Here is a 23080-nt window from a genome sequence, read left to right on the forward strand (position 1 = left end):
CAAATCTTAAAAGTTATCCACAGTTTTTATTTTTGAATTCTGCAAGCCCCTAATATGAACCTCCTTAGTATCTATATAATTTAATAATATTACTGATTAATTATAACCACAAAGTTAAAAAAATTATGTATGATTACATTTAAAAAAAACATCCTATGATATAATTGGTGTAATAATAAATATATAAGACAAAAGGTGAAGTTATGGATAAAGCAGGTAAAATATATATTAAAGCAATGAATAAGTACAATGATGGCTATATAGATAAAGCATTAGACCTCTGTGAAAGAAGTATTTCTTTAAAGCGAACAAATGCTGCTGCTCTGAATTTAAAGGGTATTTTATATTATTTAAAAGGTGATTTAGAAAATGCTAAAAAAATGTGGAGTATCAATTATAAAAGCAATGATAATAAAGTATCAAAAAAATATTTAACCGATAGTGTCAGAGATAAGAAAAGATTAGTATTGTATATAAATGCATTGGAGTTAATAGACCGATTAAACATATGTGAGGCGTTAGAAAATTTAAAACAGTGTCAAGATAGTGACTTTAATTTTATAAATGTGAACAATAATATAAGTCTTTGTTATATAAAACAAGGTGAATATGATAAAGCACTAAAATACATAAACGAAGTTGTAAAAGTAGATAAAAAGAATGCCCAAGCTATTATTAATAAAGAGATTTTAATGAAATATGGAGGCTTAAAAAGAAAAATAAATTATGGGAAAATAATCATAGTTACTGTTAGCATAATCTTAATTATAACTGCAATTTTTATAGGTGAGAAAAACAGTTACAATATAAAACATACTTCAATAATGGATGTAAAAAAATTAAAAAATGAAATTTCTTTGATAAAAGGAAATGATAAAGATGAGGTTAAGAACTCAGAAAAAATGGGAAGTATTAAATTAATAGAAATTAATAAGAATACTAAGATGGATAAATCGGTTGCCCGGAAAGTAGTAGCAAACACAGCGCCAAAAATTGAAGAATTTCCTCGTAAGCAATTTGAGGTTAGTATAAAGAATAATAATATGGAGCAAATAGTCGTATATTTAAATAGATGGAATAATATTGATTTGGATATGAACGATAAATTACTTGTTGTAAAAGGTGAAAAAATCATAAAAAGTAAGGGATTATTATACTTTTATAATAAAGGCGTAGATTATATAAATGATAAAGAGTACACTAAAGGTCAAAAGTATTTTTTATATGCATTACCTTATTCAAATGACAATTATTTGCAAGAACATATTCTTTATATGTTAGCAGTAAGTTATAAAGCTAGTTCTAATTTTCAAAATGCTGTTAAATATTACGAGCTTGTTTTAAAACAATTTCCTAGGGGCGATTATACCGAGGAAGTTTTATATAATTTAATTTTAATAAATAAAGATGTAGATTCAAATAAGGCGGAGTTTTATGCAGAAAAATTAGTTAAACAATTTCCAAAATCAATATATAAGAACACAATAGTAAAAAAGATATTAGGTATATAAAAATAAATAATATATCAAAGATATAATGGACATTTTATGTTTTGATTTGGTTATACTAATTTTAAAATGTATAATAGAAAATACCTAACACTGTTACACATTTTAGAAATAAAGATATTTGGTCAATGTTTAACATTATTGACTAGTAACATTATAAGGTATACAATAATAACAATATATACATACCCTTATGGGGTATAATAAACGGAGGTAATAATATGATTAAAGAAGTTAATGATATAAACTTTAATGAAGAAATAGCAAATTCAGATAACCTAGTTGTAGTTGATTTTTGGGCACCTTGGTGTGGACCTTGTAAAATGTTAAGTCCAGTAATTGAAGAATTAGCAAATGAAATGGGTAAAAACGTTAAATTCGCGAAAATAAATGTGGATGAAAGTCCTATAATAGCATCAACATATAAAATTTCAAGTATTCCAACAGTTATGGTATTTAATAAGGATTCTGTTAAAGAAACTTTAGTAGGATTTAGACCAAAAGCAGAACTTAAGAAAGTAATAGAAAAAAATTTATAAGGCTTTAAACATAACTCTGATTATAATTAAACATTATAATTGCAATTACAAAACAAACAAATAAAATAAAATATATAGTTAATAAAATGGAATGGAGATAGATAATTTAAATTTATAATTTAAATAATTATCTCCATTTTTAAAGGTATATAATATTTACTAATGATAAGTATTACGTAATTGATAAAAATGGTTGATTTTTGTGTATGAAAGAAGAACACGGGGGAGAGAAAATTATGAATGCAAGGTATGACATAGCGATAATTGGAACAGGGCCAGCAGGACTTGAGGCAGCGATTAATGCTAAAATCAGAAATAAAAATATAATAATTTTTGGAAATGAGGATCTAAGTCCAAAACTTGCAAAAGCATCAAAGGTAAATAATTTTTTAGGGCTTTATAACATTACGGGTATTCAACTTAAAAATAATTTCGCAGCACATATTGCCGCAATGGGGATAGGTATTGTAAATGAGAAAATAAACAATGTTTATGCTATGGGAGATTATTTTGTTTTAATGGTAAATGAGAAAAGCTATGAGGCTAAATCGATAATCTTAGCTACAGGTATAGAATATACTAAACCATTAATAGGAGAAGAAAAATTTTTAGGAAAAGGTGTAGGATATTGTGCTACATGTGATGCTCCATTATATAAGGGGAAAACAGTTGTTGTAGTTGGTTATAATAAAGAAAGCATTGATGAAACTAATTATGTAAGTGAACTAAGTGATAAAACATATTTTATTCCTATGTATAAAGGTGAATATAATTTAAATGAAAATATAGAAATTGTAAATCACAAGCCTTTAAAAATAGTTGGTGATGACGTAGTTACTAAGATAATATTAGATGAAGGTGAAATAATTACAGATGGTATTTTCATGTTAAGAGATAGTGTGTCCCCTGGTCAATTAGTGCCAGGTATCGAGATAGAGAATGGGCATATAAAGGTTGATAGAAATATGAAAACAAATATAGAAGGATGTTATGCAGCAGGAGATTGCACCGGCACACCATATCAGTACATGAAATCTGCAGGGGAAGGGTTAGTTGCAGCGTTATCTGCAGTTTCTTATGTGGATAAGCTACATAATAATAAATAGAGACCTAAATAAGTCTATTATTTATACAATATAATTAATAAAACCAGTTAGTTAACAAAAGTTAACTGTCTGGTTTTAAGTTTAGACGCTATATTTTTATTTAACTACAAAGAACACATGATTTCCTATAGTCTTTATGTTAGTTTTGTTTATATTCTTCATCCATCCTGAAGTAGCTATTTCAGGATTATAATAGAAAACAGCATTGTTAGTAGGATCTTTGCCCTTTAGTGCATCGAGTACTGCGGTGTAACAGGCTGAATTAGGGATAACATTTGATTTACCATTGTGAATTACCTTTCCATTTTTAACACAAGAGAAAGCGTTTTTTTGATTAATAACACCGGAAATAGATTTTGGAAAATTAGCATCATTAGCACGATTTAATATAACTGATGCTACTGCAAGTTTGCCACTATCAGGTTCACCACAGCTTTCAGCATATACAACCTGAGACATTAAATAAATATCATTATTGGTAATATAAATTGAGTTATTGGACTGCTTAAAAACTGCGACGGCCTCTACTTGCTCATTATATAAATCTTTACTATCTGCTGCAAATGAATACAAATGTTCACCACTTACGCTTAAACTAGGAAATACTAAAAACAATATTAGCACTATACATGATATAAAAGTAAGTTTTTTCATATTTTTTATCTCCTTTGCCTACGGAGTTAGCTGACGGGTTCGGGAAAGGTTTAACCTACACAATTAGTGATTCACCCCAGATGCTTGGTTCCTCCGCGTATTTTTTACTTCGGCTAATATAGTGTGACCTAGAGTGTGAAAATAATACATTAAAATTTTGTTATATAGCATAAAGCATTGTAAATACAGTAATATAGACTTATTTATTTTTCAATTGAGTATATTCTTTAATGTAATTATCATATAAAGTTTCTATGTCTTTAAATAGTGAATTAGAGGAAGTATATAAAGCATCCAATAATTTCGTAGTTACTGATTCATTTGAGGTTTTAGAATTCTCACTTGTCATAGCAAGTTTAAAATCACTTAAATAGCTTTCATACTTATCTAATAAAATTTTGAAAGATTCATAAGTGGGAATTGCAGAGGTAGGTACAGTTAAAATTCCAAAGGTAGTTTGAATCTTGTTTAGTTTTGAGAAATCATCATCAACTAATTTTGAGAGAGCATCATAGGTCATTTCTTTTTTTCTAACTTTTAGTACAGATGAGTAAAGATTAGTTTTAATATTTAAAAAATTAGTTGATAAGCCACCGATATCACTTATAAATTCTTGATTTTGACGTGACTTAATATCAGTTTCTTTTTTTACCATTACAGCGGTATCACTGAAATCAAGCACATTGTCAATGAAGGTTAAGGAGGGTTTTGGAAGTGATATTGGAGCACTATGAACATCTATTAAGGAATAAAAATTTATACAGTCATTTCTAAAGGTTTTAAGATTCTCAATAGATGTTTCTACATCATTTCCAGATGGGTTATTTAAAATTGCTAAAGTTTGTCTATATATTAATAGATTTTTATCTAGTCCTGACTTTAAATTATCGTTATCATTTTTATATTTAGTGGTAGGTTGTGAATTTAATAAAGTATCTCTAAAGGTAGATAAATCATTAATAATTTTAGGTAATTGTTTTTTTGCATAGTTAACATCTATTGTTTGATTGCTATTAAACTGGGAAACACTTCCGTTAATATCGTTTATACCATTAATTGTGGTTGTTAATGTAGATTTATAGGAACTGTATACTTTATTTATAGATGAATAGTAACTAATTAGGAAAATACCTGTGGAGAGCATAATAATTGATAAAAAAAGTATAAGTTTAAATTTTCTTTTCTTGTTATCAGCATATACGTTATTTTTATTTATACCCAAAATAGTTCACTCCTTCATTAATTTAATTATATTCTTATATTAATATGATACATATATTATTCTAGTTAAATTACAGAATTATACCATTTTAAATTTGAAAGTATCATATATTTAATAGAATAATCCTTAGTAGGAGCTTAATTGTTATAATAAAATTAACTTATAATATATACTAATAAACCAAAGCTTAGTGTATAATTGGAAGTAAGAGTATTAGTAGAGGGGTGTGAGCTTTATGGAAGTATATCAGTTGATTATGAATACGATCAAAAATATAAGTATATCTTCAATTTTAGATATATTAGTGGTGGCTTTTATATTTTACAAAAGTTACATGCTAATGAAGGAAACTAGAGCTATACAGTTATTAAAAGGAATTATTTTTATTTTTGTACTTATTCCAATAAGTCAATTACTTAATTTAACAGTCTTAAACTGGATATTAAACAAAACAATAACAATTGGTGTGTTAACTATCGTGATCATCTTTCAACCAGAGATAAGAAGAGCCTTAGAGCATATTGGAAGAACGGCTTTTGCTGATAAACATGTATTTGAAGATGAACAGGTAATGGAGAAGGTTATAATTGAAATTGTTAATGCTGTTGAAACATTATCAAAAAGTAAAACAGGAGCACTAATAGTAATAGAGCAAAGGACAGGTATTGGAGAAGTAATTAAAACTGGGAATACTCTAGATGCTGTAATATCTTCTGCTTTATTAGAGAATATATTTGTTGTTAACACACCCCTTCATGATGGAGCTACAGTAATTAGAAACGATAGAATAATTGCTGCGGGGTGTTTTTTGCCTTTAACAAATAATGATAAAATAAGTAAAAAACTAGGAACAAGGCATAGGGCGGCCATTGGAATAACGGAAACATCAGATGCTTTAACAATAATAGTATCTGAAGAAACAGGAGTTATATCTCTTGCAATGAATGGGAGATTAATGAGGAACTATGACAGGGATAAACTTAAAAATGTACTTGTTCAAATAATAAAGAGAAGACAAACTAAAAAATTAACATTAAAGGAGAGAGTAAAGGCATGGATAAAGAACGGAAAGAACAATTAATAATTAAAATTTGCTGTGTGATAGCTGCCTTTGCATTATGGCTTTTCATAACAGGAACAGAAAACCCATTGACTGCTTATAAGATTAAGAATATACCCGTGAAGATTTTAAATACAGATGTATTAACTAAGGATAATCTTGTTTTAGCTCCAGGACAAGATTTAACAACATCACTAAACATTAAAGGAGCTAATACTAGCTTACTTTTGGCTAAGAAAGCATCAGATTTTACAGTGGTTGCAGATTTAGGCTCATATGCACTTAAAAGTGGTGAATATAAGATACCGATTCAAATAAAAAAAAGCCCAGATAATGTAAATGTGGTAAATAGTGATAGTCTTTTTATAACAATACGGTTAGAGGAAATTACTGAAAAAAAGTTACCTATAAATGTTAACATAAGTGGAAACCCTAAAAGCGGGTTTTCCGCATCGACCCCAGAATTATCTACTGATTATGCTACGGTATCAGGAGCTTCAAATTTAATAAATTCAGTTAAAAAAATAGTTGTTGATAAAAATATACAAGGTGTACAGGCGAATATATCAGAAAAATATAAGCTTAAAGCGGTAGATGAATCTGGAGATGAAGTAAAGGATGTTGTTCTAAGTCCGGCGTATACTAATGTTGAAATTCTTGTGAAAAAGACAAAATCTGTTGGGATTAAAGTGAAAACCACAGGAACTTTAGATTCAAAATATACACTAGGAAGTATAAAAGCAATACCCGAGGCGTTGACTATAGCGGGGAGCTCGGCTGAACTTAATAATTTGGATTACTTAAATACGCAAGACGTTGATTTAAGTAAAATAGTTAAGAGTACAACAATGGAAACAAAGGTTATAATTCCAAATGGATTAAATTTGGTCAGTAGTACTGCAACGATTAAGGTCCAAGTTAATTTAAACAATAAAAGTGTGGCAAATACACAAACTACAGAAACTACGACAAAAAAGGTAGACAAGACGATTCAAAAGGATTTAAGTTTAGATATCAAGGCTATTAATCTGAATGCAAATTATGAAGCGACTTTAGATAGCAATAAGATATCAGTATCGGTTTCAGGAGTAGAATCAGTTATTAATTATTTAGATTTAAATAAGTTTTCAGCGCAAGCGGATTTAGCGGGTTTAATAGAGGGTAAAAATAGCGTGAATGTAATTGTTTCTATGCCAAAAGGAGTAACTATAATATCGCAAAGCCCGAATAAAGTAGGGGTAACTACTACGAAAAAGCAAACGGAGGTACCAACAACCAATGATAAGAGTAAATAATATAACTTTGAATATAGATGAGCCAATAGATGAATTAAAGACAAAAGTTGCAAAGATAATGAGAGTTTCGCAAAGTGAAATAAAAGAGTTTAAAATAGCTAAAGAATCCATAGATGCAAGAAAAAAAAATAATATTAAGTTTAATTATGCAGTTGATATTACAATGGATAATGAAATGAATGTAGTATCGAGAGCAAATAATAAAGATGTTAAACTTGAAGAAGATAAATACACGGCTGAATTTGAATTTGGAACTAAAAAAATGAATCATAGACCGGTAATAGTAGGGATGGGACCAGCAGGAATGTTTGCGGGCATTCTTATGGCGCAAAAGGGATATAACCCTTTAATTATTGAAAGAGGAGAAAAGGTTGAAAACAGAACAAAAACAATAAATAAATTTTGGACAAGGGCAGTATTAAATACAGAATCTAATGTGCAATTTGGTGAAGGTGGAGCGGGAACTTTTTCAGATGGAAAGCTAACCACAAGAATAAAGGACACTAGATGTGATTACATATTAGAAGAATTTGTAAAGGCTGGCGCACCAGAAGAAATAACATACATAGGCAAGCCTCATATAGGTACAGATGTATTAAAAGAGGTTGTGAAAAATATTCGTGAAACTATTATTAAGTTAGGTGGAGAAGTAAGGTTTAATAGTAAACTTGAAGATATTAGCATTAAAAATGGAAAACTGCAGAGTATAATAGTAAATGGAGAAGAAATACCTTGTGATAATTTAATTTTAGCACCGGGTCATAGTTCCAGGGATACTTATGAGATGTTACATAAAAATGGTGTATCTATGTCTAGTAAACCATTTGCAATGGGGGTTAGAATAGAGCATCCACAAGATATGATTAATGAGAATCAATATGGTAAATATGCAAGTCACCCTAGACTAAAAGCTGCAGATTATAAGCTTACTTATAAAAGCAATAAATTGGATAGAGCAGTATACAGTTTTTGTATGTGCCCAGGGGGGGAAGTAGTATCAGCAGCATCAGAAAAGGGAAAGCTAGTAATAAATGGTATGAGCGAGTACAATAGGGATAAAAAAAATGCAAATTCAGCAATAGTGGTATCTGTAGGACCTAAGGACTTTGCCTCAGATAATCCGCTTGCGGGTATTGAGTTTCAAAGGCATTATGAGGAACTTGCATATAAAATAGGGGGAGAGAATTATAATGCTCCAGTTCAATTAGTTGGTGATTTCCTTAAAGGCAATGTTAGTGATAAAATAGGTAGTATAAAACCAAGTTATACACCGGGATATAAATTTGCCAATCTTACTAACTGTTTACCTAGCTATGTAACAGATGCAATAAAAGAGGCTTTACCTAAGTTCGAATATAAAATAAATGGGTTCTCAAGAAATGATGCAATACTTACGGGTATAGAAACAAGAACATCAGCACCAGTAAGAATTGATAGAAATGAAGAATTTCAAAGTATATCTTTAGAAGGGTTATATCCAGCAGGAGAAGGAGCTGGATATGCAGGTGGAATAATTTCTGCAGCAGTTGATGGACTTAAAATTGCTGAAAGTATAATGAAAAATTGGAAAGCTATATAATAATTTTTATAAACTATTGATTTTCCTTTATAAAGTTTGTTAAAATGGTACAGAAGATAAAAAATATAAAACAGAATGATAAATATATATCAGGCAAAGATCAAAATTAATACAAAAGTATTAAAAAATATAAAATATGAGGAGCGTAATTGAATGAGTAGAACTTTTGATAAAATTTTAGACACAGCAAAAGCACAAGGAATGAAAACTGTAGTAGTAGCTGTAGCACAGGATGAACCAGTGCTTGAGGCTATACGTGATGCTAAGAAAAATGGTATAGCAAATGCAATATTAGTAGGCGATAAAGAAAAAATATTGTTTATTGCGAAGAACATAGGTATGGATGTTAGTGAATTTGAAATTATAGATGAGAAAAATGTTGCAAAAGCATCTTTAACTGCAGTTCAAATTGTATCGTCAGGAAAAGCTGATATGCTTATGAAAGGGTTAGTTGATACAGCAACATTCCTAAGAGCTGTCTTAAATAAAGAAGTAGGTCTTAGAACTGGTAAACAAATGTCACATGTAGCAGTATTTGAAATACCTGGTTATGATAGATTAATATTTATAACAGATGTTGCATTTAATATGTATCCAGAATTAAAAGAAAAAATTGCTATAATAAAGAACTCAGTAGGAGTAGCAAGAGCTTGTGGTGTAGAGCTACCTAAAGTTGCAATAGTGTGTGCTGTTGAAGTAGTAAACCCAAGTATGCCAGCAACACTTGATGCAGCAATGCTTTCAAAAATGGGCGATAGAGGTCAGATAAAGAATTGTATTATTGATGGACCTTTAGCATTAGATATAGCAATATCAGAAGAGGCTACAGAACATAAAAAAATACAAAGTCCAGTAGCAGGACACGCAGATATTCTTTTAATGCCAAATATCGAGGCCGGAAATATTATGTACAAAACTTTAACTTATGGTACACCATCTAAGAATGGTGGATTACTAGTAGGTACTTCTGCTCCAGTTATATTAACTTCTAGAGCTGATTCTCCAGAAACAAAATTACATTCTATAGCTCTTGCGTCATTAGTTGCAGAATATAACAAATAAAATTGCTGATTGTTTATGTACATAAAAATATACTAATATATCTGACTGTTATTTATTTAATGTACTGTATAGCATAAAGGAGGAACAATATGTCATATAAATTATTAATAATAAATCCAGGTTCAACTTCTACTAAAATAGGTGTATATGAGGATGAAAAGGAAATATTAGAAGAAACTCTAAGACATTCATCAAAAGAAATAGATGCTTTTAATAGTATATTTGAACAGTTAGAATTTAGAAAAAGCGTTATATTAAACGTTCTTAAGGAAAAGAATTTTGATATTAAAACTTTGGATGCTATTGTAGGTAGAGGCGGTTTCTTAAAATCAATTGAAGGTGGTACTTATGCGGTAAATGAAGCTATGCTTCGTGATTTGAAAATTGGAGTTCAAGGTCAACATGCTGCGAACTTAGGTGGAATAATTGCAAATGAAATAGGGGAATCATTAAATATACCATCATTTATCGTTGATCCAGTAGTAGTAGACGAAATGGAAGATGTTGCTAGATTATCAGGAATACCAGATATAGATAGAAAAAGTATTTTCCATGCATTAAATCAAAAAGCAGTAGCCAAAAGGTATGCAAAAGAAAATGGTAAGAAATATGAAGAAGTTAATTTAATTGTTGCACATATGGGTGGTGGAATCACAGTAGGAGCTCATCAAAATGGAAAAGTTATAGATGTTAATAATGGACTTGATGGAGAGGGCCCATTCTCACCAGAAAGATCTGGAGGATTACCATCAGGTGATTTGGCTAAATTGTGCTTTAGCGGAAAATACACTTTAGCTGAAATACAAAAAAAGATAAACGGAAAAGGTGGCTTTGTCGCTTATCTTAATACCAATGATGTACGTGATGCACTTAAAATGTCACAAGCTGGTGACAAAAAGGCTAAATTAATAATTCAAGCTATGGGATATCAAGTAGCTAAGGAAATTGGAAGTTGCGCAGCTGTTTTATCAGGAAAAGTTGATGCTATAATTTTAACTGGTGGAATTGCTTACGGAGAAGCTGTATGTAATTATATAACTTCAAGAGTTAAGTTTATAGCTGATGTGGTTATTTACCCAGGTGAAGATGAATTATTAGCACTAGCACAAGGCGGTATAGGAGTTTTAAGTGGTAAAGAGCAGGCAAAAGTTTATAAATAGTAAATAAATATATTAATAATATGACAAAAGTATGTATTACTAAAGTCTGTATAAAAACAGGTTAGTAATATATACTTTTTTTATTAACATATGGTAAGATGATAGGATGTTTTTACAAATATCTGGTATTGTAGTATAATGCAAACTATGATATACATATTATAAAAGTATTTTTGTTTAATTATGAAACTAAATTAATATCTATAAAAGAATGACAAAGCTTGGCTCTATGAATAAAATGCTAACATATACTGATTAGTGTTTTGTTTAAGATGCCCTAAAGTAAACCTATAGAATATTTGGAGAGAGGTAGAAAATATGAGTAGAATGTTTGGAACAGATGGAGTAAGAGGAATAGCAAATACAGAATTAACAGGAGAAGTTGCATATAAGTTAGGAAGAGCAGGAGCTTTTGTACTAACAGATGGAGCACATAAACCTAAAATTATAGTTGGAATGGATACAAGAGTTTCAGGAGATATGTTAGAATCTGCATTAGTTGCAGGTATTTTATCAGTAGGAGCAGAGGCTATATGCCTTGGAATAATACCAACGCCAGCAGTAGCATATTTAACAAGAAAATATGGAGCAGATGCAGGGATTGTTATTTCAGCTTCTCATAACCCAGTAGAATACAATGGAATAAAGTTCTTTGATAATAATGGATTCAAATTATCTGATGAATTAGAGGATACAATACAAGCAGTTATAGAAAGTAATTTTAAAGAAGTGCCATCACCAATAGCAGGAGATTTAGGAAAGAAAACAGTTAATGATAATGCAGTAGTGGATTATATGGAATTTGCTAAATCAACTATATCAGGAGATTTAAAAGGACTTAAAATAGCATTAGATTGTGCAAATGGAGCTTCATATATCACATCCGTAAAGGCGATTAGATCACTTGGAGCAGAGGTTTTAGTTATTAATAATGATCCAGATGGTATAAATATAAATAAAGACTGTGGATCAACTCACCCTGAGCATTTAATGGCATTTGTTAAAGAAAATAATTGTGATTTAGGATTAGCTTTTGATGGTGATGCAGATAGATGTCTTGCAGTTGATGAAAAAGGAAATCTTATAAATGGAGATTTCATTATTGCAATTTGTGCAAAACATCTAAAAAGTATTGGAAAATTAACTAAAGATACAGTAGTGGTAACAGTTATGAGTAATTTAGGTCTTGATATTGCAATGAAGAAGGAAAATATAGCTACAGTTAAAACAAAAGTAGGGGATAGGTATGTTCTTGAGTTAATGCAGCAGGAAGGGTATAGCCTTGGTGGAGAGCAATCAGGACATGTTATTTTCCTTGATTTTAATACTACAGGCGATGGACTTGTATCAGGACTTCAATTAGCAACTGTTATTAAAGAAACTGGGAAAAAATTATCAGAACTTGCATCAATGATGGTAGAACTTCCACAGGTATTAGTTAATGCAACAGTACCTAATGATAAAAAAAATATTCATGAAACTGATAGTGAAATAGTTGAAAAAATAAAGAAAATAGAAGAAAAATTAGATGGTTGTGGTAGAGTACTTATAAGGCCATCAGGTACAGAACCATTAGTGAGAGTGATGCTAGAGGGTAAAGTACAAAGTGAATTAGACAAAATGGCGCACTCACTTGCGAAACTTATTGAACAAAAGGCGAACGTGTAGGAGGAACCTATCGTTGACAAAAACTTTCTAAGTGACTTGAATAAGAACTTAAAACAAGAAATTTGATTAAAAATTCTAATCTTTTGCTCATATAAAATTCTCTGACTCTCACATTCGCCGTCCTGGCTCAAGTTCGCTAGCCTGACCTCCTGTCAGGCTCACGAGAATTTTATATTTGCAAAAGAAGAATTTTAAAATCAAATTTCAATAGTTTCTGCGTTTCTTATTCAAGTCAGTAAGAAGATTATTTATTCAAATTATAGTGGTTACTCTATACTGTAATAATAATAAAAATAATTAAGATTTAGTAAATTTGTTATTAAAAGTATTGACGTTTAGACCATATAACGAATATAATAGACTGAAAGCTTATGCAAAAGGTTCATAAGCTTTTAGTCTATTTATTTTTTAATACAGTGGAATGCTGAATATTTTGATAGGGGAGGATAGGAAGATATAAATTATTAAAAAGCGCCAGGACTCATAAGGAGAATAATTATTATGAATTATGAGTTGACGAGGATGGGGAGTATCGAATCTTCGGCGGATGCCCCGCGGTAGCGCACTACCGTTAATGATTGGTAAAAGCGAGAAGTGATTTTCGTGACAAGATCAATCTGGTGTTAAAACCTTTATAAATATTACGATGCCTTTAGTTAATATGCGACATCTTCGGGTGACAAGCAGTATCTATTGGTGATGAGTTAATTAAGTATAATATTCGTCTATGATTATAATTATGTAATGCGATTTTCTTCATATAATAATTTTATGTGTAAGGAATGGTAGTACTGTTTTAATAATTATGAATAAAATGGATGGAAAATGTGCTTAATTGGTTCGCAAAAAATTAAATTTAAGGGGAAGATAAATATGTGCGGAATAGTTGGATATTTTGGAAATAAAGAGGCTCAACAAATATTGGTGGAGGGTCTTAGAAAATTAGAATATAGAGGATACGATTCAGCAGGAGTTGCAATTATAGATAATGGAGTTTTAAATGTAACTAAATGTAAGGGAAGACTTGCAAATTTAGAAGCAGAACTAGTAGAAACTCCACTTAAAGGTAATGTTGGAATAGGGCACACAAGATGGGCTACTCATGGTAAACCATCAGATGAAAACTCTCATCCACATACTAATGAAAAAGGAACAATTGCTGTAGTTCATAATGGAATTATTGAGAATTACATTCACTTAAGAGAATGGTTAACAGCAAAAGGATATAAATTTGTATCTGAAACTGATACAGAAGTTATACCACATCTTATAGATTTTTACTATAAAGGAAATATTGTTGAAGCTGTAAAGAAGGCTACTATTAAAATGGAAGGTAGTTATGCAATAGCAGTGGTATGCAGCGATGAACCAGATAAATTGGTAGCTGTAAGAAAAGATAGTCCATTAATAGTTGGACTTGGAAAAAATGAATTTTATGTAGCATCTGATATACCAGCTGTGCTTAATCATACAAGAGAAATATATTTATTGGAAGACAATGAATTTGTTGTTATCTCAAATGATGGCATAAAGCTTGAAGATATAGAAGGCGACATTATAAATAAAGAAGTTTTCCATGTAACTTGGGATGCTGCTGCTGCTGAAAAAGGCGGATATGAGCATTTTATGTTAAAAGAAATTCATGAACAACCAAAGGCAATTAGAGATACAATGACTTCAAGAATAGTTCTAGGACAACCAATTACACTTGATGATATAAATATAACTAAAGAGCAAATTAAGAAATTAGATAAAATATATATAGTAGCTTGCGGAACTGCATATCACGCAGGCGTTGTAGGCAAATATGTTATAGAAAAACTTGCAAGAATACCAGTAGAATTAGATATAGCGTCAGAATTTAAATACAGAGATCCAATAATTGACAAAAACACATTAATGATAGTTATTAGTCAATCAGGAGAAACAGCAGATACTATGTCAGCATTAAGACTTGCAAAGGAAAAAGGAGCAAGGGTAATAGCTGTAACTAATGTTGTAGGTAGTGCGGCTTCAAGAGAAGCTGATGATGTACTATACACATGGGCAGGACCAGAAATAGCAGTTGCATCTACTAAAGCTTATGCAACTCAACTTATAGCAATGTATATAATTGCATTGTTCTTTGCTCAGAATAAAGGAACTATGAGCATGGATAAAATTGAAGAAATTAAAGCAGCAATGTTAGAACTTCCAGAAAAAGCAGAAGGAATGTTAAAAGATAAAGAAACTATACAAAAGTTTACATCAAAAACTTATATGCACAAAGATATGTTCTTCATAGGACGTGGACTTGATTATGCAGTAGCACTAGAGGGTTCATTAAAACTTAAAGAAGTATCTTATATCCATTCTGATGCATATGCAGCAGGAGAGCTTAAACATGGTGCAATAGCACTTATGGAAGAAGGAACTATTGTTATAGCAATGGCAACACAAGAAGCTCTATTTGGTAAGATGGTAAGTAATATACGTGAACTTTCAACTAGAGGAGCAAAAGTATATGCTTTCGCACCTGCTGGTCACACTGAAATTGAAAAATCAGTTTATTCCGTAACTTATATACCAAAAGTAATGGATATATTATCACCAGTAATATCAGTAATTCCATTACAATTATTAGCATATTACATGGCAGTCCAAAAGGGTTGCGACGTTGATAAGCCAAGAAATCTTGCTAAATCAGTAACTGTTGAATAAGGTAAGGGGTTAGAAAATTAATTTTACAAAAGCAATGAAAATTATTATAAACAATGAAGGTATGCAGGAGTAATCCACTGTATACCTTCATTTTTTTTATTCTTTCTCGCATCCCAAAATTGTCCACATTATACATTATAAAGTTAAAGATGAAGATTTATTAAATATTAATAAGAGGCCTAATTTGTGACAAAAATCATATTAATAATACTTATTAATTGCACAATTAAAGATACTAAACTCTGAGATGTATCCATCTTTATCAGCGGCGATACTTCCGATTATAATCCATACTCAAAGTTGGCTTTATCCTCTGTCTGTTTGCATACTCACAGCAATAATAGCTAGTGGGAAAAAAATAATAGATAATTATCATAACAAAAAGTCTAATGGTATCAGTTTTGTAGAAAATACAAAAGATAGTGGAAAAGTTGTTTTTACTAAGGAAGAGGGAATACATTGGGTCAAATTATTAATTAGTATCTTGCTAGTTTCTGCAGTTGCTCTATACCTCAACTGGGATTATATTATTACGCCACCACTTATTGTAGCGTTTGTAGGATTGTCTAAACCAGGAAGAGAAGTACGTACAAAAGGCGTACTAGTTTTAATAATTTTGGTGAGTGCAGCCTTTTTAGGTGTTTCTTGGATATACTTCATCTATTATTATTTATATTGGCCAATTTGGGTTTCATCTGGGTTATCAATGGTTTGTGTTTTACTTATGTTTCATTTATTTCAATTTACGTTACCACCGGCTGCAGCTATTGCATTATTGCCAACGATTATACCAGTTGAAGGGTTATGGATGTATCCAGTGCAAATTTTAATTGGGAGTACAATATTTTTATTAATTAATGTGTCTTGGTTTAAAATACCGAAAGGTTATATGGGTTATCAAAAGGAGGAGATTTAAAAACATTGGAATACGTGACTTTGGTCACATATTTTTATTTATTAGAATGATATATTATATTTATACTTTATTAGGGAGATGATATATTGTGTTTAGTGAAGAAATTAACAAAGTTGCTATATCAGCGGTAAAAAAGTCTGAGCTCCTAAAGAAAAGCAAAATGAGGTACCTCACATCGTCGGCTTTAGCAGGCGTTTATGTGGGATTTGGAATTTTATTAATATTTACTATTGGTGGATTATTAGCGGCATCTGAGTCACCAGCCACAAAGATCGTCATGGGGGCCTCATTTGGAATTGCCTTAAGTCTTGTAATAATGGCTGGTTCAGAGCTTTTTACAGGGAACAATATGACTATGACCATTGGATCCTTAGAAAAGAAAGTTTCATGGCTTGATTCAATAAATATTTGGATTTATAGCTATATAGGTAATTTCGTAGGATCAATAATTCTTGCATTAATGTTTGTAGGGGCAGGACTTGCAAAAGGAGGCACAGCAGCTTTTATTTTAAAAGCATCACAAGGTAAAATGGCAACTCCAAGTATGGAATTATTCTTAAAAGGTTTATTATGTAACATGTTAGTGTGCCTTGCTGTATGGTGTGCTGTTAAACTAAAGGAAGAGACTGCGAAACTTATAATGATATTCTGGTGTCTTTTTGCATTTATAACTACAGGCTTCGAACATAGCGTTGCTAATATGACGTTGCTTACCACAGCATTATTAATACCACATACTGCAGCAATTTCAATAAGTGGATTAGCTCATAATCTAATTTGGGTAACCCTTGGAAATTTTGTAGGTGGAGCTGTATTTATTGGAGCAGCATATTGGTATATATCAAAAGAAAAGAAAAGTAAAATAGAATAGAGTATTAAAAGTATATATTACGATATAGCGTGAAGCTCCGCTAAGGGATATATACTTTATTTTTATATTTAATTTTAGAATCCATTGTTATATAATAGAGGCAATAATGATAATTAATAATAGAAATATTAGTGATAACGTACAGTTAATATTTTTGTAATAATGAGGTATCTAAAATGAGATTATGAGGAGAAGTAGGATGTCACAATTAACGCTTAAGCAGTTAAAAGATCTTCCTTTGTTTGAATGTATTGAGGATAAAACTTTAAATTTAATTAAAGACAGTGTTATTATAAAAAAGCTGAAAAAATCACAAATGTTGTTTGCGCAAAGAGAGAGCATAAATACTATATACATAGTCCTTGAGGGAAAGGTAACCATGTACAAATTATCAGAGAAGGGTCAAAAAAGAGTTGTTTATATTTTAAATAGGGGTGAAATCATAAATGATGTTAATTTTGATGAATACAACTCGTCTATAAATTGTGAAGGATTTGAAGATAGTGAAATAATAAGTATAGCAAGAGTAGACCTATTAAATATCATGAAGCTTGATTTTAAGCTAACAGAAGTGATACTTTGCTCGATGAGTAAGAAAATAAGAAGGTTATACAGACAAATAAAGAACACAGTTCCTATTAAGAAGGACAAAAGGGTGGCAGCTAAACTCTGGAAACTCTCAAAAGATTATGGAGTAGAAACTCAGGAGGGAACTTTAATAGACGTTAAGATAAGCATAACGTATTTAGCTGATATGCTAGGTAGCTCACGCGAAACTATTTCAAGGGCACTAAAAGAGCTTGAAATAAGGGATATGGTTAAAATAGAAAAAAGAAAATTTATAGTAAATAGAGAGAAATTAAATAACTATTTTAAAAGTGTGTGATGGAAGTCACATACTTTTATTTTTGTTTAAAATATAATGAATGTAAGTAGTTTTAAGTCTAATTTTAATAGTGAATTAATTAACAAAGAATCATAATTTAATAAAATTATTATAATGGAGGCGAATACATTTATGGGATTTAAGTTAAAAATAGAGAAGTTTGATGAACATCTTGAAAAATTAAGAGATAAATATAAGGTATATGCACCGGTATTGCTTAAGGGAAAAGGAACTTTTGCGGACACAGATACTATTAGATATAAGGAAATAAAAAGTATAAGAGAAATAGAATTTAATAGTAAATCTACTTTTTCGCCAAAGGAAATAATACTTCCGATTACTCAAACCTTATTTTATTTTACGCAGGATGAATGCAAAGAGCCAAAAGAAGATGAAAAGAAAATACTAATATTTTTAAGAAGCTGTGATATACATGCAATGAAACGGCTCGATGAAGTTTATTTACGAAATGGCGACGAGGATTATTATTATAAAACTTTAAGAGAAAAAGTTAAATTTGTACTTATGGGTTGTAGTGATAGTTTCGAAAACTGTTTTTGTGCCAGTATGGGTTCTAATAAGACAGAAAATTATGATATGTATACTAAAGTCATAGATGATGAGGTGTTTGTGGATTGCAAAAGCGCAGAGCTAATGAATTATTTTAATAAAGATATAGAATGTACAATTGAGGTAGAACCTGAATATGTATTAAGTAATGATATAAAAGTTACTGTACCTAAAAACTTAGATCAAAGAGTTTTTAAATCTAAAATGTGGGATGAATATTCTTCAAGGTGCATTGCCTGTGGAAGGTGTAATTTTGTCTGTGGTACATGTTCTTGTTTTACTATGCAGGATGTTTTCTCAAAAGACAATAATAATGTGGGAGAGAGACGGCGAATATGGTCATCTTGTCATGTAGACGGTTTTAGTGATATGGCAGGGGGACACGGTTTTAGAAAGGATAAAAAGGATAGAATGAGATTTAAGGTTATGCATAAGGTTTATGATTTTAAAAAGAGAGCTGGATATCATATGTGTATAGGTTGTGGTAGATGTGACGATATATGCCCTGAATATATATCTTTCTCAAACTGTGTTAATAAACTAAATGAAGTTATGAATGAGGTGGAGTAAATGAAAAACATATATTTACCTTTTAAATCTAAGATACTTAATATAAAGAAACATACGCAAACAGATTATACTTTTAGAATGGAGTTCAAAGGCGATGTAAAGCCAGGTCAATTTTTTGAAGTGTCTATACCTAAATTTGGTGAGTCACCTATCTCTGTTAGTGAAATAGGAGAGGGGTATGTGGATCTTACTATAAGACGTGTCGGAACAGTTACAGACGTAATTCATAGTTTCTTTGTAGGGGGAACTTTATATCTTCGGGGTCCTTATGGAAATGGTTTTGATGTGAACATATATAAAGGTAAAGAAATTATTGTGGCTGCGGGTGGAACAGGCCTTGCACCAGTAAAAGGAATTGTGGATTATTTTGCAAAGAATCCTAAGCAGTGTGTGGACTTTAATGTAATGGCAGGGTTTAAGTCACCAAGTGATATTTTATTTAAGGATAATTTTAAGTTATGGGAAAAGAGTATAAACGTAACCTTAACTGTTGATAGTGCAGATGATGATTACACTGGAAATGTAGGACTTATAACTAAATATATTAAAGATATCCCAGTTATTGATATGGATGAGGTGCAAGTTATTGTAGTAGGCCCTCCAATGATGCTCAAATTTACGGTTGCTGGATTTATAAAAAAAGGAGTAAAAGAAAAAAATATATGGGTGTCTTATGAGAGAAAGATGTGTTGTGGAGTCGGAAAATGTGGACATTGCAAAATTGATGATACGTATATATGTTTAGAAGGTCCTGTTTTTAATTATTTAGATGCAGTTCATTTAGTAGATTAGGAGGGAGAATGTTATGGATATAAATACTAAATTACTTAAAAAGAATGCATATAGAGTTACTAAAACAAGAGGTAAAACGGCTATAAGAATAAGGGTACCTGGTGGTCAAATAGAGGCTAAACATTTAGAAGTGCTGCAAAAGGTAGCAGAGATTTATGGAGATGGAACTCTTCACATAACTACAAGGCAGGGTTTTGAACTTCCGGGTATTGATATGGATAAAATACCAGAGGTTAACAAAATGGTTCAATCAGTAATCGAAGGTCTTGAAATAAATCAGATTTCTCCGAATACTGGGTATTCAGCTGCGGGTACTAGAAATGTTTCAGCGTGCGTTGGAGCAAATGTCTGTCCTTTCGCAAATTATAATACTACAAAATTTGCGAAAAAGATTGAAAAAGAAATTTTTCCTAATGATTACCATGTAAAGGTAGCTTTAACAGGTTGCCCTAATGATTGCATTAAAGCTAGAATGCAAGATTTTGGAATTATAGGAATGACAGAGCCCCAATATGAATTTTACAGATGCATCAGTTGTAAATCCTGCGTAAATAACTGTAAAAAGAGGGTTACAGGAGCACTTAAAATGGAAAATTTTAAAGTGGTACGTGATCAGGATAAATGCATTGGATGCGGAGAATGCATCGGAAAATGTCCAACATCGGCTTGTAGTAGAAGTATAAAGAAATATTATAAACTTGTGATAATGGGCAGGACGGGAAAGAGAAAACCTAGACTTGCACAAGATTTTATAACCTGGGTAGACGAGGAAAGTATTATTAAAATCATAAAGAATACTTACTCATACATTGAAAAATACATGGACGTAGGTGCCCCAGGAGGAAAAGAACATATAGGGTATATTGTTGATAGGACAGGATACCAAGTGTTTAAGCAGTGGGTTTTAAAAGACGTGACACTGGACGCCAAAGCTAAGGTTGAAGAATTTATTAATTGGTAATAATAAAAAGTATGCAGAAAAAATTCTGCATACTTTTTATTTTAAGTTTAATCCTTAAGTTTTAATAATTAAGCACCCATGAACATATCTATATCATCATCTACATTACTTATTCCACCGATACCAAAGCTATCTACTAATACCTTTACTACATTTGGTGATAGGAATGCAGGAAGGGTTGGTCCTAAGTGAATATTTTTAACCCCTAGGTGTAATAATGCAAGTAATACTATAACTGCCTTTTGCTCGTACCATGCAATATTATAAGAAATCGGAAGTTCATTTATATCATCTAGTCCAAATACTTCTTTAAGTTTAAGTGCTATTACAACTAATGAATATGAATCATTACATTGACCAGCATCTAGTACTCTTGGGATTCCAGAAATATCACCTAAATTTAATTTGTTATATTTGTATTTTGCACAACCAGCTGTAAGTATAACTGCATCTTTTGGAAGTTTCTCGGCAAATTCTGTGTAGTAATCACGGCTCTTCATTCGTCCATCACAACCTGCCATTACAAAGAATCTCTTTATTGCTCCGCTTTTAACAGCGTCAACAATTTTGTCTGCAAGAGCTATTACTTGATTATGAGCAAAGCCTCCTACTATTTCACCTTTCTCAATTTCCTTAGGTGCTGCGCATTTTTTAGCTTGTTTAATTATTGCAGAGAAATCTTTAGCTTTCCCATTTATTCCATCAGCTATATGCTTAACCCCTGGAAAACCTGTTACTCCAGTAGTGTATATTCTATCTTTATAAGATGCTTTAGGAGTCACAATACAGTTTGTAGTCATAAGTATTGGACCGTTGAAGCTTTCAAATTCATGGTTTTGTTTCCACCATGCATTTCCGTAATTACCTACCAAGTGCTTGTACTTTTTAAATGCTGGGTAATAGTTAGCGGGTAGCATTTCACTATGAGTATATATATCTACTCCGGTACCCTCGGTTTGTTTAAGTAATTCTTCCATATCTTTTAAATCATGTCCACTAATTAATATAGCAGGATTAGTTTTAACTCCTATATTAACTTTTGTTATTTCAGGATTTCCGTAACTTGTAGTGTTAGCTTTGTCTAGTAGTGCCATAGCATCCACGCCATATTTACCACATTCAAGTACTAGAGCTACAAGTTCATCCACGCCTAAAGTATCATCCAAAGTAGAAGCCAATCCTTTTTGAGTAAATGCATGAAGTCCCTCATCGTCATATCCAAGGTTATTTGCATGCTTAGCGTAAGCCGCCATTCCCTTAAGTCCATAAATTAGAAGTTCTCTTAAAGATCTTATGTCCTCATTCTGTGTTGATAGTACGCCAACAGTTGCTGCTTTTTCATCAAATGCTTTTATGTCATTAGAAAACCAAACTGCTGCATCAGGTAAGTTTAATTCCTCCTCGAAACTAAATCCAAATGTAGTAAATATCTTTTTAAGCCAGCTAGCATTTTCGCCTTTATCACTTAACTTAACACCAGCTTTAAGAAGTTGCTGCTTTAATCCTTCTCTTAAACTTAAACCTTTTCTAATTCTTTCAATAAACATATTTCTATCAAAATTTGCATTAGTTATAGTTGCAAATAAACTCTCCATTATAAAAGTATCAACTTCTTTATTAACGATACCATTTTCTCTAGCCTTTACTCCATATATAGATATTCCTTTAGTTATATAAATAAGTAAATCCTGAGCCTTTGCGAGGCTTTCAGTCTTACCACAAACTCCCTTTATTGTACAACCGGTGCAGTTAGCTGCTTCTTGACATTGATAACAAAACATAGCCATATAAATAACCTCCATTTTTTCTTTCGCATGTACTGTTCGTGCCTGCTTTATGAGATTATTATACAACCTTACAATTTCATTGTCGGTAACATATGTTACTAAACTAATTCTTTATTATCTTCAGGTGTAAATCCACAATAACCTATTTCATCACATCTTCTTTTCATATCATCC

At 31.1% G+C, this 23080-nt stretch carries 19 protein-coding genes and 1 riboswitch; of the genes, 16 read left to right on the forward strand and 3 right to left on the reverse strand.

From position 1 onward, the window contains the following. Positions 1-203: 203 nt before the first annotated feature. The 3 genes from Q0649_RS11900 (at position 204) to Q0649_RS11910 (ending at position 3153) form a co-directional block, all read left to right on the forward strand. On the forward strand, positions 204-1511 hold the full coding sequence (locus Q0649_RS11900) for a tetratricopeptide repeat protein (RefSeq protein ID WP_298842038.1): 1308 nt from the start codon (positions 204-206) through the stop codon (positions 1509-1511). A gap of 218 nt (positions 1512-1729) precedes the next feature. Then, entirely contained in the window at positions 1730-2047 is a 318-nt protein-coding gene (gene trxA / locus Q0649_RS11905) for a thioredoxin (RefSeq protein WP_298842040.1), read from the forward strand. 236 nt (positions 2048-2283) lie between these two features. Next, the gene (locus Q0649_RS11910) at positions 2284-3153 is read left to right on the forward strand and encodes an NAD(P)/FAD-dependent oxidoreductase (protein ID WP_298842047.1); all 870 of its coding nucleotides are present in this window, start codon (positions 2284-2286) and stop codon (positions 3151-3153) included. A 96-nt stretch (positions 3154-3249) separates the two neighbouring features. On the opposite strand, the gene Q0649_RS11915 is transcribed toward Q0649_RS11910, so the two are convergent. Both Q0649_RS11915 and Q0649_RS11920 read right to left on the reverse strand, forming a co-directional pair. Beyond that, positions 3250-3807, reverse strand: a complete 558-nt coding sequence (locus Q0649_RS11915) for a cell wall hydrolase (protein WP_298842049.1) — start codon at positions 3805-3807, stop codon at positions 3250-3252. Then, a riboswitch (cyclic di-AMP (ydaO/yuaA leader) is annotated at positions 3808-3932 on the reverse strand. It lies immediately after the preceding gene. A gap of 74 nt (positions 3933-4006) precedes the next feature. Next, the gene (locus tag Q0649_RS11920) at positions 4007-5029 is read right to left on the reverse strand and encodes a hypothetical protein (protein ID WP_298842051.1); all 1023 of its coding nucleotides are present in this window, start codon (positions 5027-5029) and stop codon (positions 4007-4009) included. A 235-nt stretch (positions 5030-5264) separates the two neighbouring features. Between Q0649_RS11920 and cdaA the strand changes: the two genes are divergently transcribed. From cdaA to asrC, 13 genes are all read left to right on the forward strand, one after another. After that, complete coding sequence (gene cdaA / locus Q0649_RS11925; RefSeq protein WP_298842052.1) at positions 5265-6110, forward strand: diadenylate cyclase CdaA; 846 nt, start codon at positions 5265-5267, stop codon at positions 6108-6110. After that, positions 6083-7384 carry a YbbR-like domain-containing protein gene (locus Q0649_RS11930; RefSeq protein ID WP_298842056.1) on the forward strand — a complete coding sequence of 434 codons (1302 nt, stop codon included), beginning with the start codon at positions 6083-6085 and terminating at the stop codon, positions 7382-7384. Before cdaA ends, Q0649_RS11930 begins: the two co-directional genes overlap by 28 nt. After that, the gene (locus tag Q0649_RS11935; protein WP_298842057.1) at positions 7368-8963 is read left to right on the forward strand and encodes an NAD(P)/FAD-dependent oxidoreductase; all 1596 of its coding nucleotides are present in this window, start codon (positions 7368-7370) and stop codon (positions 8961-8963) included. The genes Q0649_RS11930 and Q0649_RS11935 overlap by 17 nt, the downstream gene beginning before the upstream one ends. Positions 8964-9116: 153 nt before the next feature. After that, positions 9117-10025, forward strand: a complete 909-nt coding sequence (gene ptb, locus Q0649_RS11940) for a phosphate butyryltransferase (RefSeq protein WP_298842058.1) — start codon at positions 9117-9119, stop codon at positions 10023-10025. 89 nt (positions 10026-10114) lie between these two features. Further along, a complete protein-coding gene (gene buk, locus Q0649_RS11945; RefSeq protein ID WP_298842059.1) occupies positions 10115-11185 on the forward strand; it encodes a butyrate kinase in 1071 nt (356 codons plus the stop codon). Positions 11186-11503: 318 nt separating this feature from the next. After that, the gene (gene glmM / locus Q0649_RS11950) at positions 11504-12853 is read left to right on the forward strand and encodes a phosphoglucosamine mutase (RefSeq protein WP_298842060.1); all 1350 of its coding nucleotides are present in this window, start codon (positions 11504-11506) and stop codon (positions 12851-12853) included. Positions 12854-13726: 873 nt separating this feature from the next. Further along, positions 13727-15553, forward strand: a complete 1827-nt coding sequence (gene glmS, locus Q0649_RS11955; protein ID WP_298842061.1) for a glutamine--fructose-6-phosphate transaminase (isomerizing) — start codon at positions 13727-13729, stop codon at positions 15551-15553. A gap of 247 nt (positions 15554-15800) precedes the next feature. Further along, complete coding sequence (locus Q0649_RS11960; RefSeq protein ID WP_298842062.1) at positions 15801-16469, forward strand: HPP family protein; 669 nt, start codon at positions 15801-15803, stop codon at positions 16467-16469. A gap of 88 nt (positions 16470-16557) precedes the next feature. Next, entirely contained in the window at positions 16558-17340 is a 783-nt protein-coding gene (locus Q0649_RS11965; RefSeq protein ID WP_298842075.1) for a formate/nitrite transporter family protein, read from the forward strand. 199 nt (positions 17341-17539) lie between these two features. Further along, positions 17540-18226 carry a Crp/Fnr family transcriptional regulator gene (locus Q0649_RS11970; protein ID WP_298842076.1) on the forward strand — a complete coding sequence of 229 codons (687 nt, stop codon included), beginning with the start codon at positions 17540-17542 and terminating at the stop codon, positions 18224-18226. A 132-nt stretch (positions 18227-18358) separates the two neighbouring features. Beyond that, positions 18359-19366: an anaerobic sulfite reductase subunit AsrA gene (gene asrA / locus Q0649_RS11975; protein WP_298842077.1), complete on the forward strand. Its 1008-nt coding sequence runs from the start codon at positions 18359-18361 to the stop codon at positions 19364-19366. Beyond that, positions 19367-20158 (forward strand): anaerobic sulfite reductase subunit AsrB, encoded by a 792-nt coding sequence (gene asrB / locus Q0649_RS11980; protein ID WP_298842078.1) that lies wholly within the window; start codon positions 19367-19369, stop codon positions 20156-20158. 13 nt (positions 20159-20171) lie between these two features. Beyond that, the gene (asrC, locus tag Q0649_RS11985; protein WP_298842080.1) at positions 20172-21119 is read left to right on the forward strand and encodes a sulfite reductase subunit C; all 948 of its coding nucleotides are present in this window, start codon (positions 20172-20174) and stop codon (positions 21117-21119) included. Between the two features lie 68 nt (positions 21120-21187). On the opposite strand, the gene hcp is transcribed toward asrC, so the two are convergent. Next, positions 21188-22906 carry a hydroxylamine reductase gene (gene hcp, locus Q0649_RS11990; protein WP_298842082.1) on the reverse strand — a complete coding sequence of 573 codons (1719 nt, stop codon included), beginning with the start codon at positions 22904-22906 and terminating at the stop codon, positions 21188-21190. Positions 22907-23080 lie beyond the last annotated feature (174 nt).

Source organism: uncultured Clostridium sp. (genome assembly GCF_937920395.1).
Lineage (GTDB): Bacteria > Bacillota > Clostridia > Clostridiales > Clostridiaceae > Clostridium_AD.

Bases quoted from the DNA above. Each gene is read 5' to 3' on its own strand.
- Q0649_RS11900 (WP_298842038.1), top strand. From the start codon at position 204: ATGGATAAAGCAGGTAAAATATATATTAAAGCAATGAATAAGTACAAT.
- trxA (WP_298842040.1), top strand. From the start codon at position 1,730: ATGATTAAAGAAGTTAATGATATAAACTTTAATGAAGAAATAGCAAAT.
- Q0649_RS11910 (WP_298842047.1), top strand. From the start codon at position 2,284: ATGAATGCAAGGTATGACATAGCGATAATTGGAACAGGGCCAGCAGGA.
- Q0649_RS11915 (WP_298842049.1), bottom strand. From the start codon at position 3,807: ATGAAAAAACTTACTTTTATATCATGTATAGTGCTAATATTGTTTTTA.
- cdaA (WP_298842052.1), top strand. From the start codon at position 5,265: ATGGAAGTATATCAGTTGATTATGAATACGATCAAAAATATAAGTATA.
- Q0649_RS11930 (WP_298842056.1), top strand. From the start codon at position 6,083: ATGGATAAAGAACGGAAAGAACAATTAATAATTAAAATTTGCTGTGTG.
- Q0649_RS11935 (WP_298842057.1), top strand. From the start codon at position 7,368: ATGATAAGAGTAAATAATATAACTTTGAATATAGATGAGCCAATAGAT.
- ptb (WP_298842058.1), top strand. From the start codon at position 9,117: ATGAGTAGAACTTTTGATAAAATTTTAGACACAGCAAAAGCACAAGGA.
- buk (WP_298842059.1), top strand. From the start codon at position 10,115: ATGTCATATAAATTATTAATAATAAATCCAGGTTCAACTTCTACTAAA.
- glmM (WP_298842060.1), top strand. From the start codon at position 11,504: ATGAGTAGAATGTTTGGAACAGATGGAGTAAGAGGAATAGCAAATACA.
- glmS (WP_298842061.1), top strand. From the start codon at position 13,727: ATGTGCGGAATAGTTGGATATTTTGGAAATAAAGAGGCTCAACAAATA.
- Q0649_RS11960 (WP_298842062.1), top strand. From the start codon at position 15,801: ATGTATCCATCTTTATCAGCGGCGATACTTCCGATTATAATCCATACT.
- Q0649_RS11970 (WP_298842076.1), top strand. From the start codon at position 17,540: ATGTCACAATTAACGCTTAAGCAGTTAAAAGATCTTCCTTTGTTTGAA.
- asrA (WP_298842077.1), top strand. From the start codon at position 18,359: ATGGGATTTAAGTTAAAAATAGAGAAGTTTGATGAACATCTTGAAAAA.
- asrB (WP_298842078.1), top strand. From the start codon at position 19,367: ATGAAAAACATATATTTACCTTTTAAATCTAAGATACTTAATATAAAG.
- asrC (WP_298842080.1), top strand. From the start codon at position 20,172: ATGGATATAAATACTAAATTACTTAAAAAGAATGCATATAGAGTTACT.
- hcp (WP_298842082.1), bottom strand. From the start codon at position 22,906: ATGGCTATGTTTTGTTATCAATGTCAAGAAGCAGCTAACTGCACCGGT.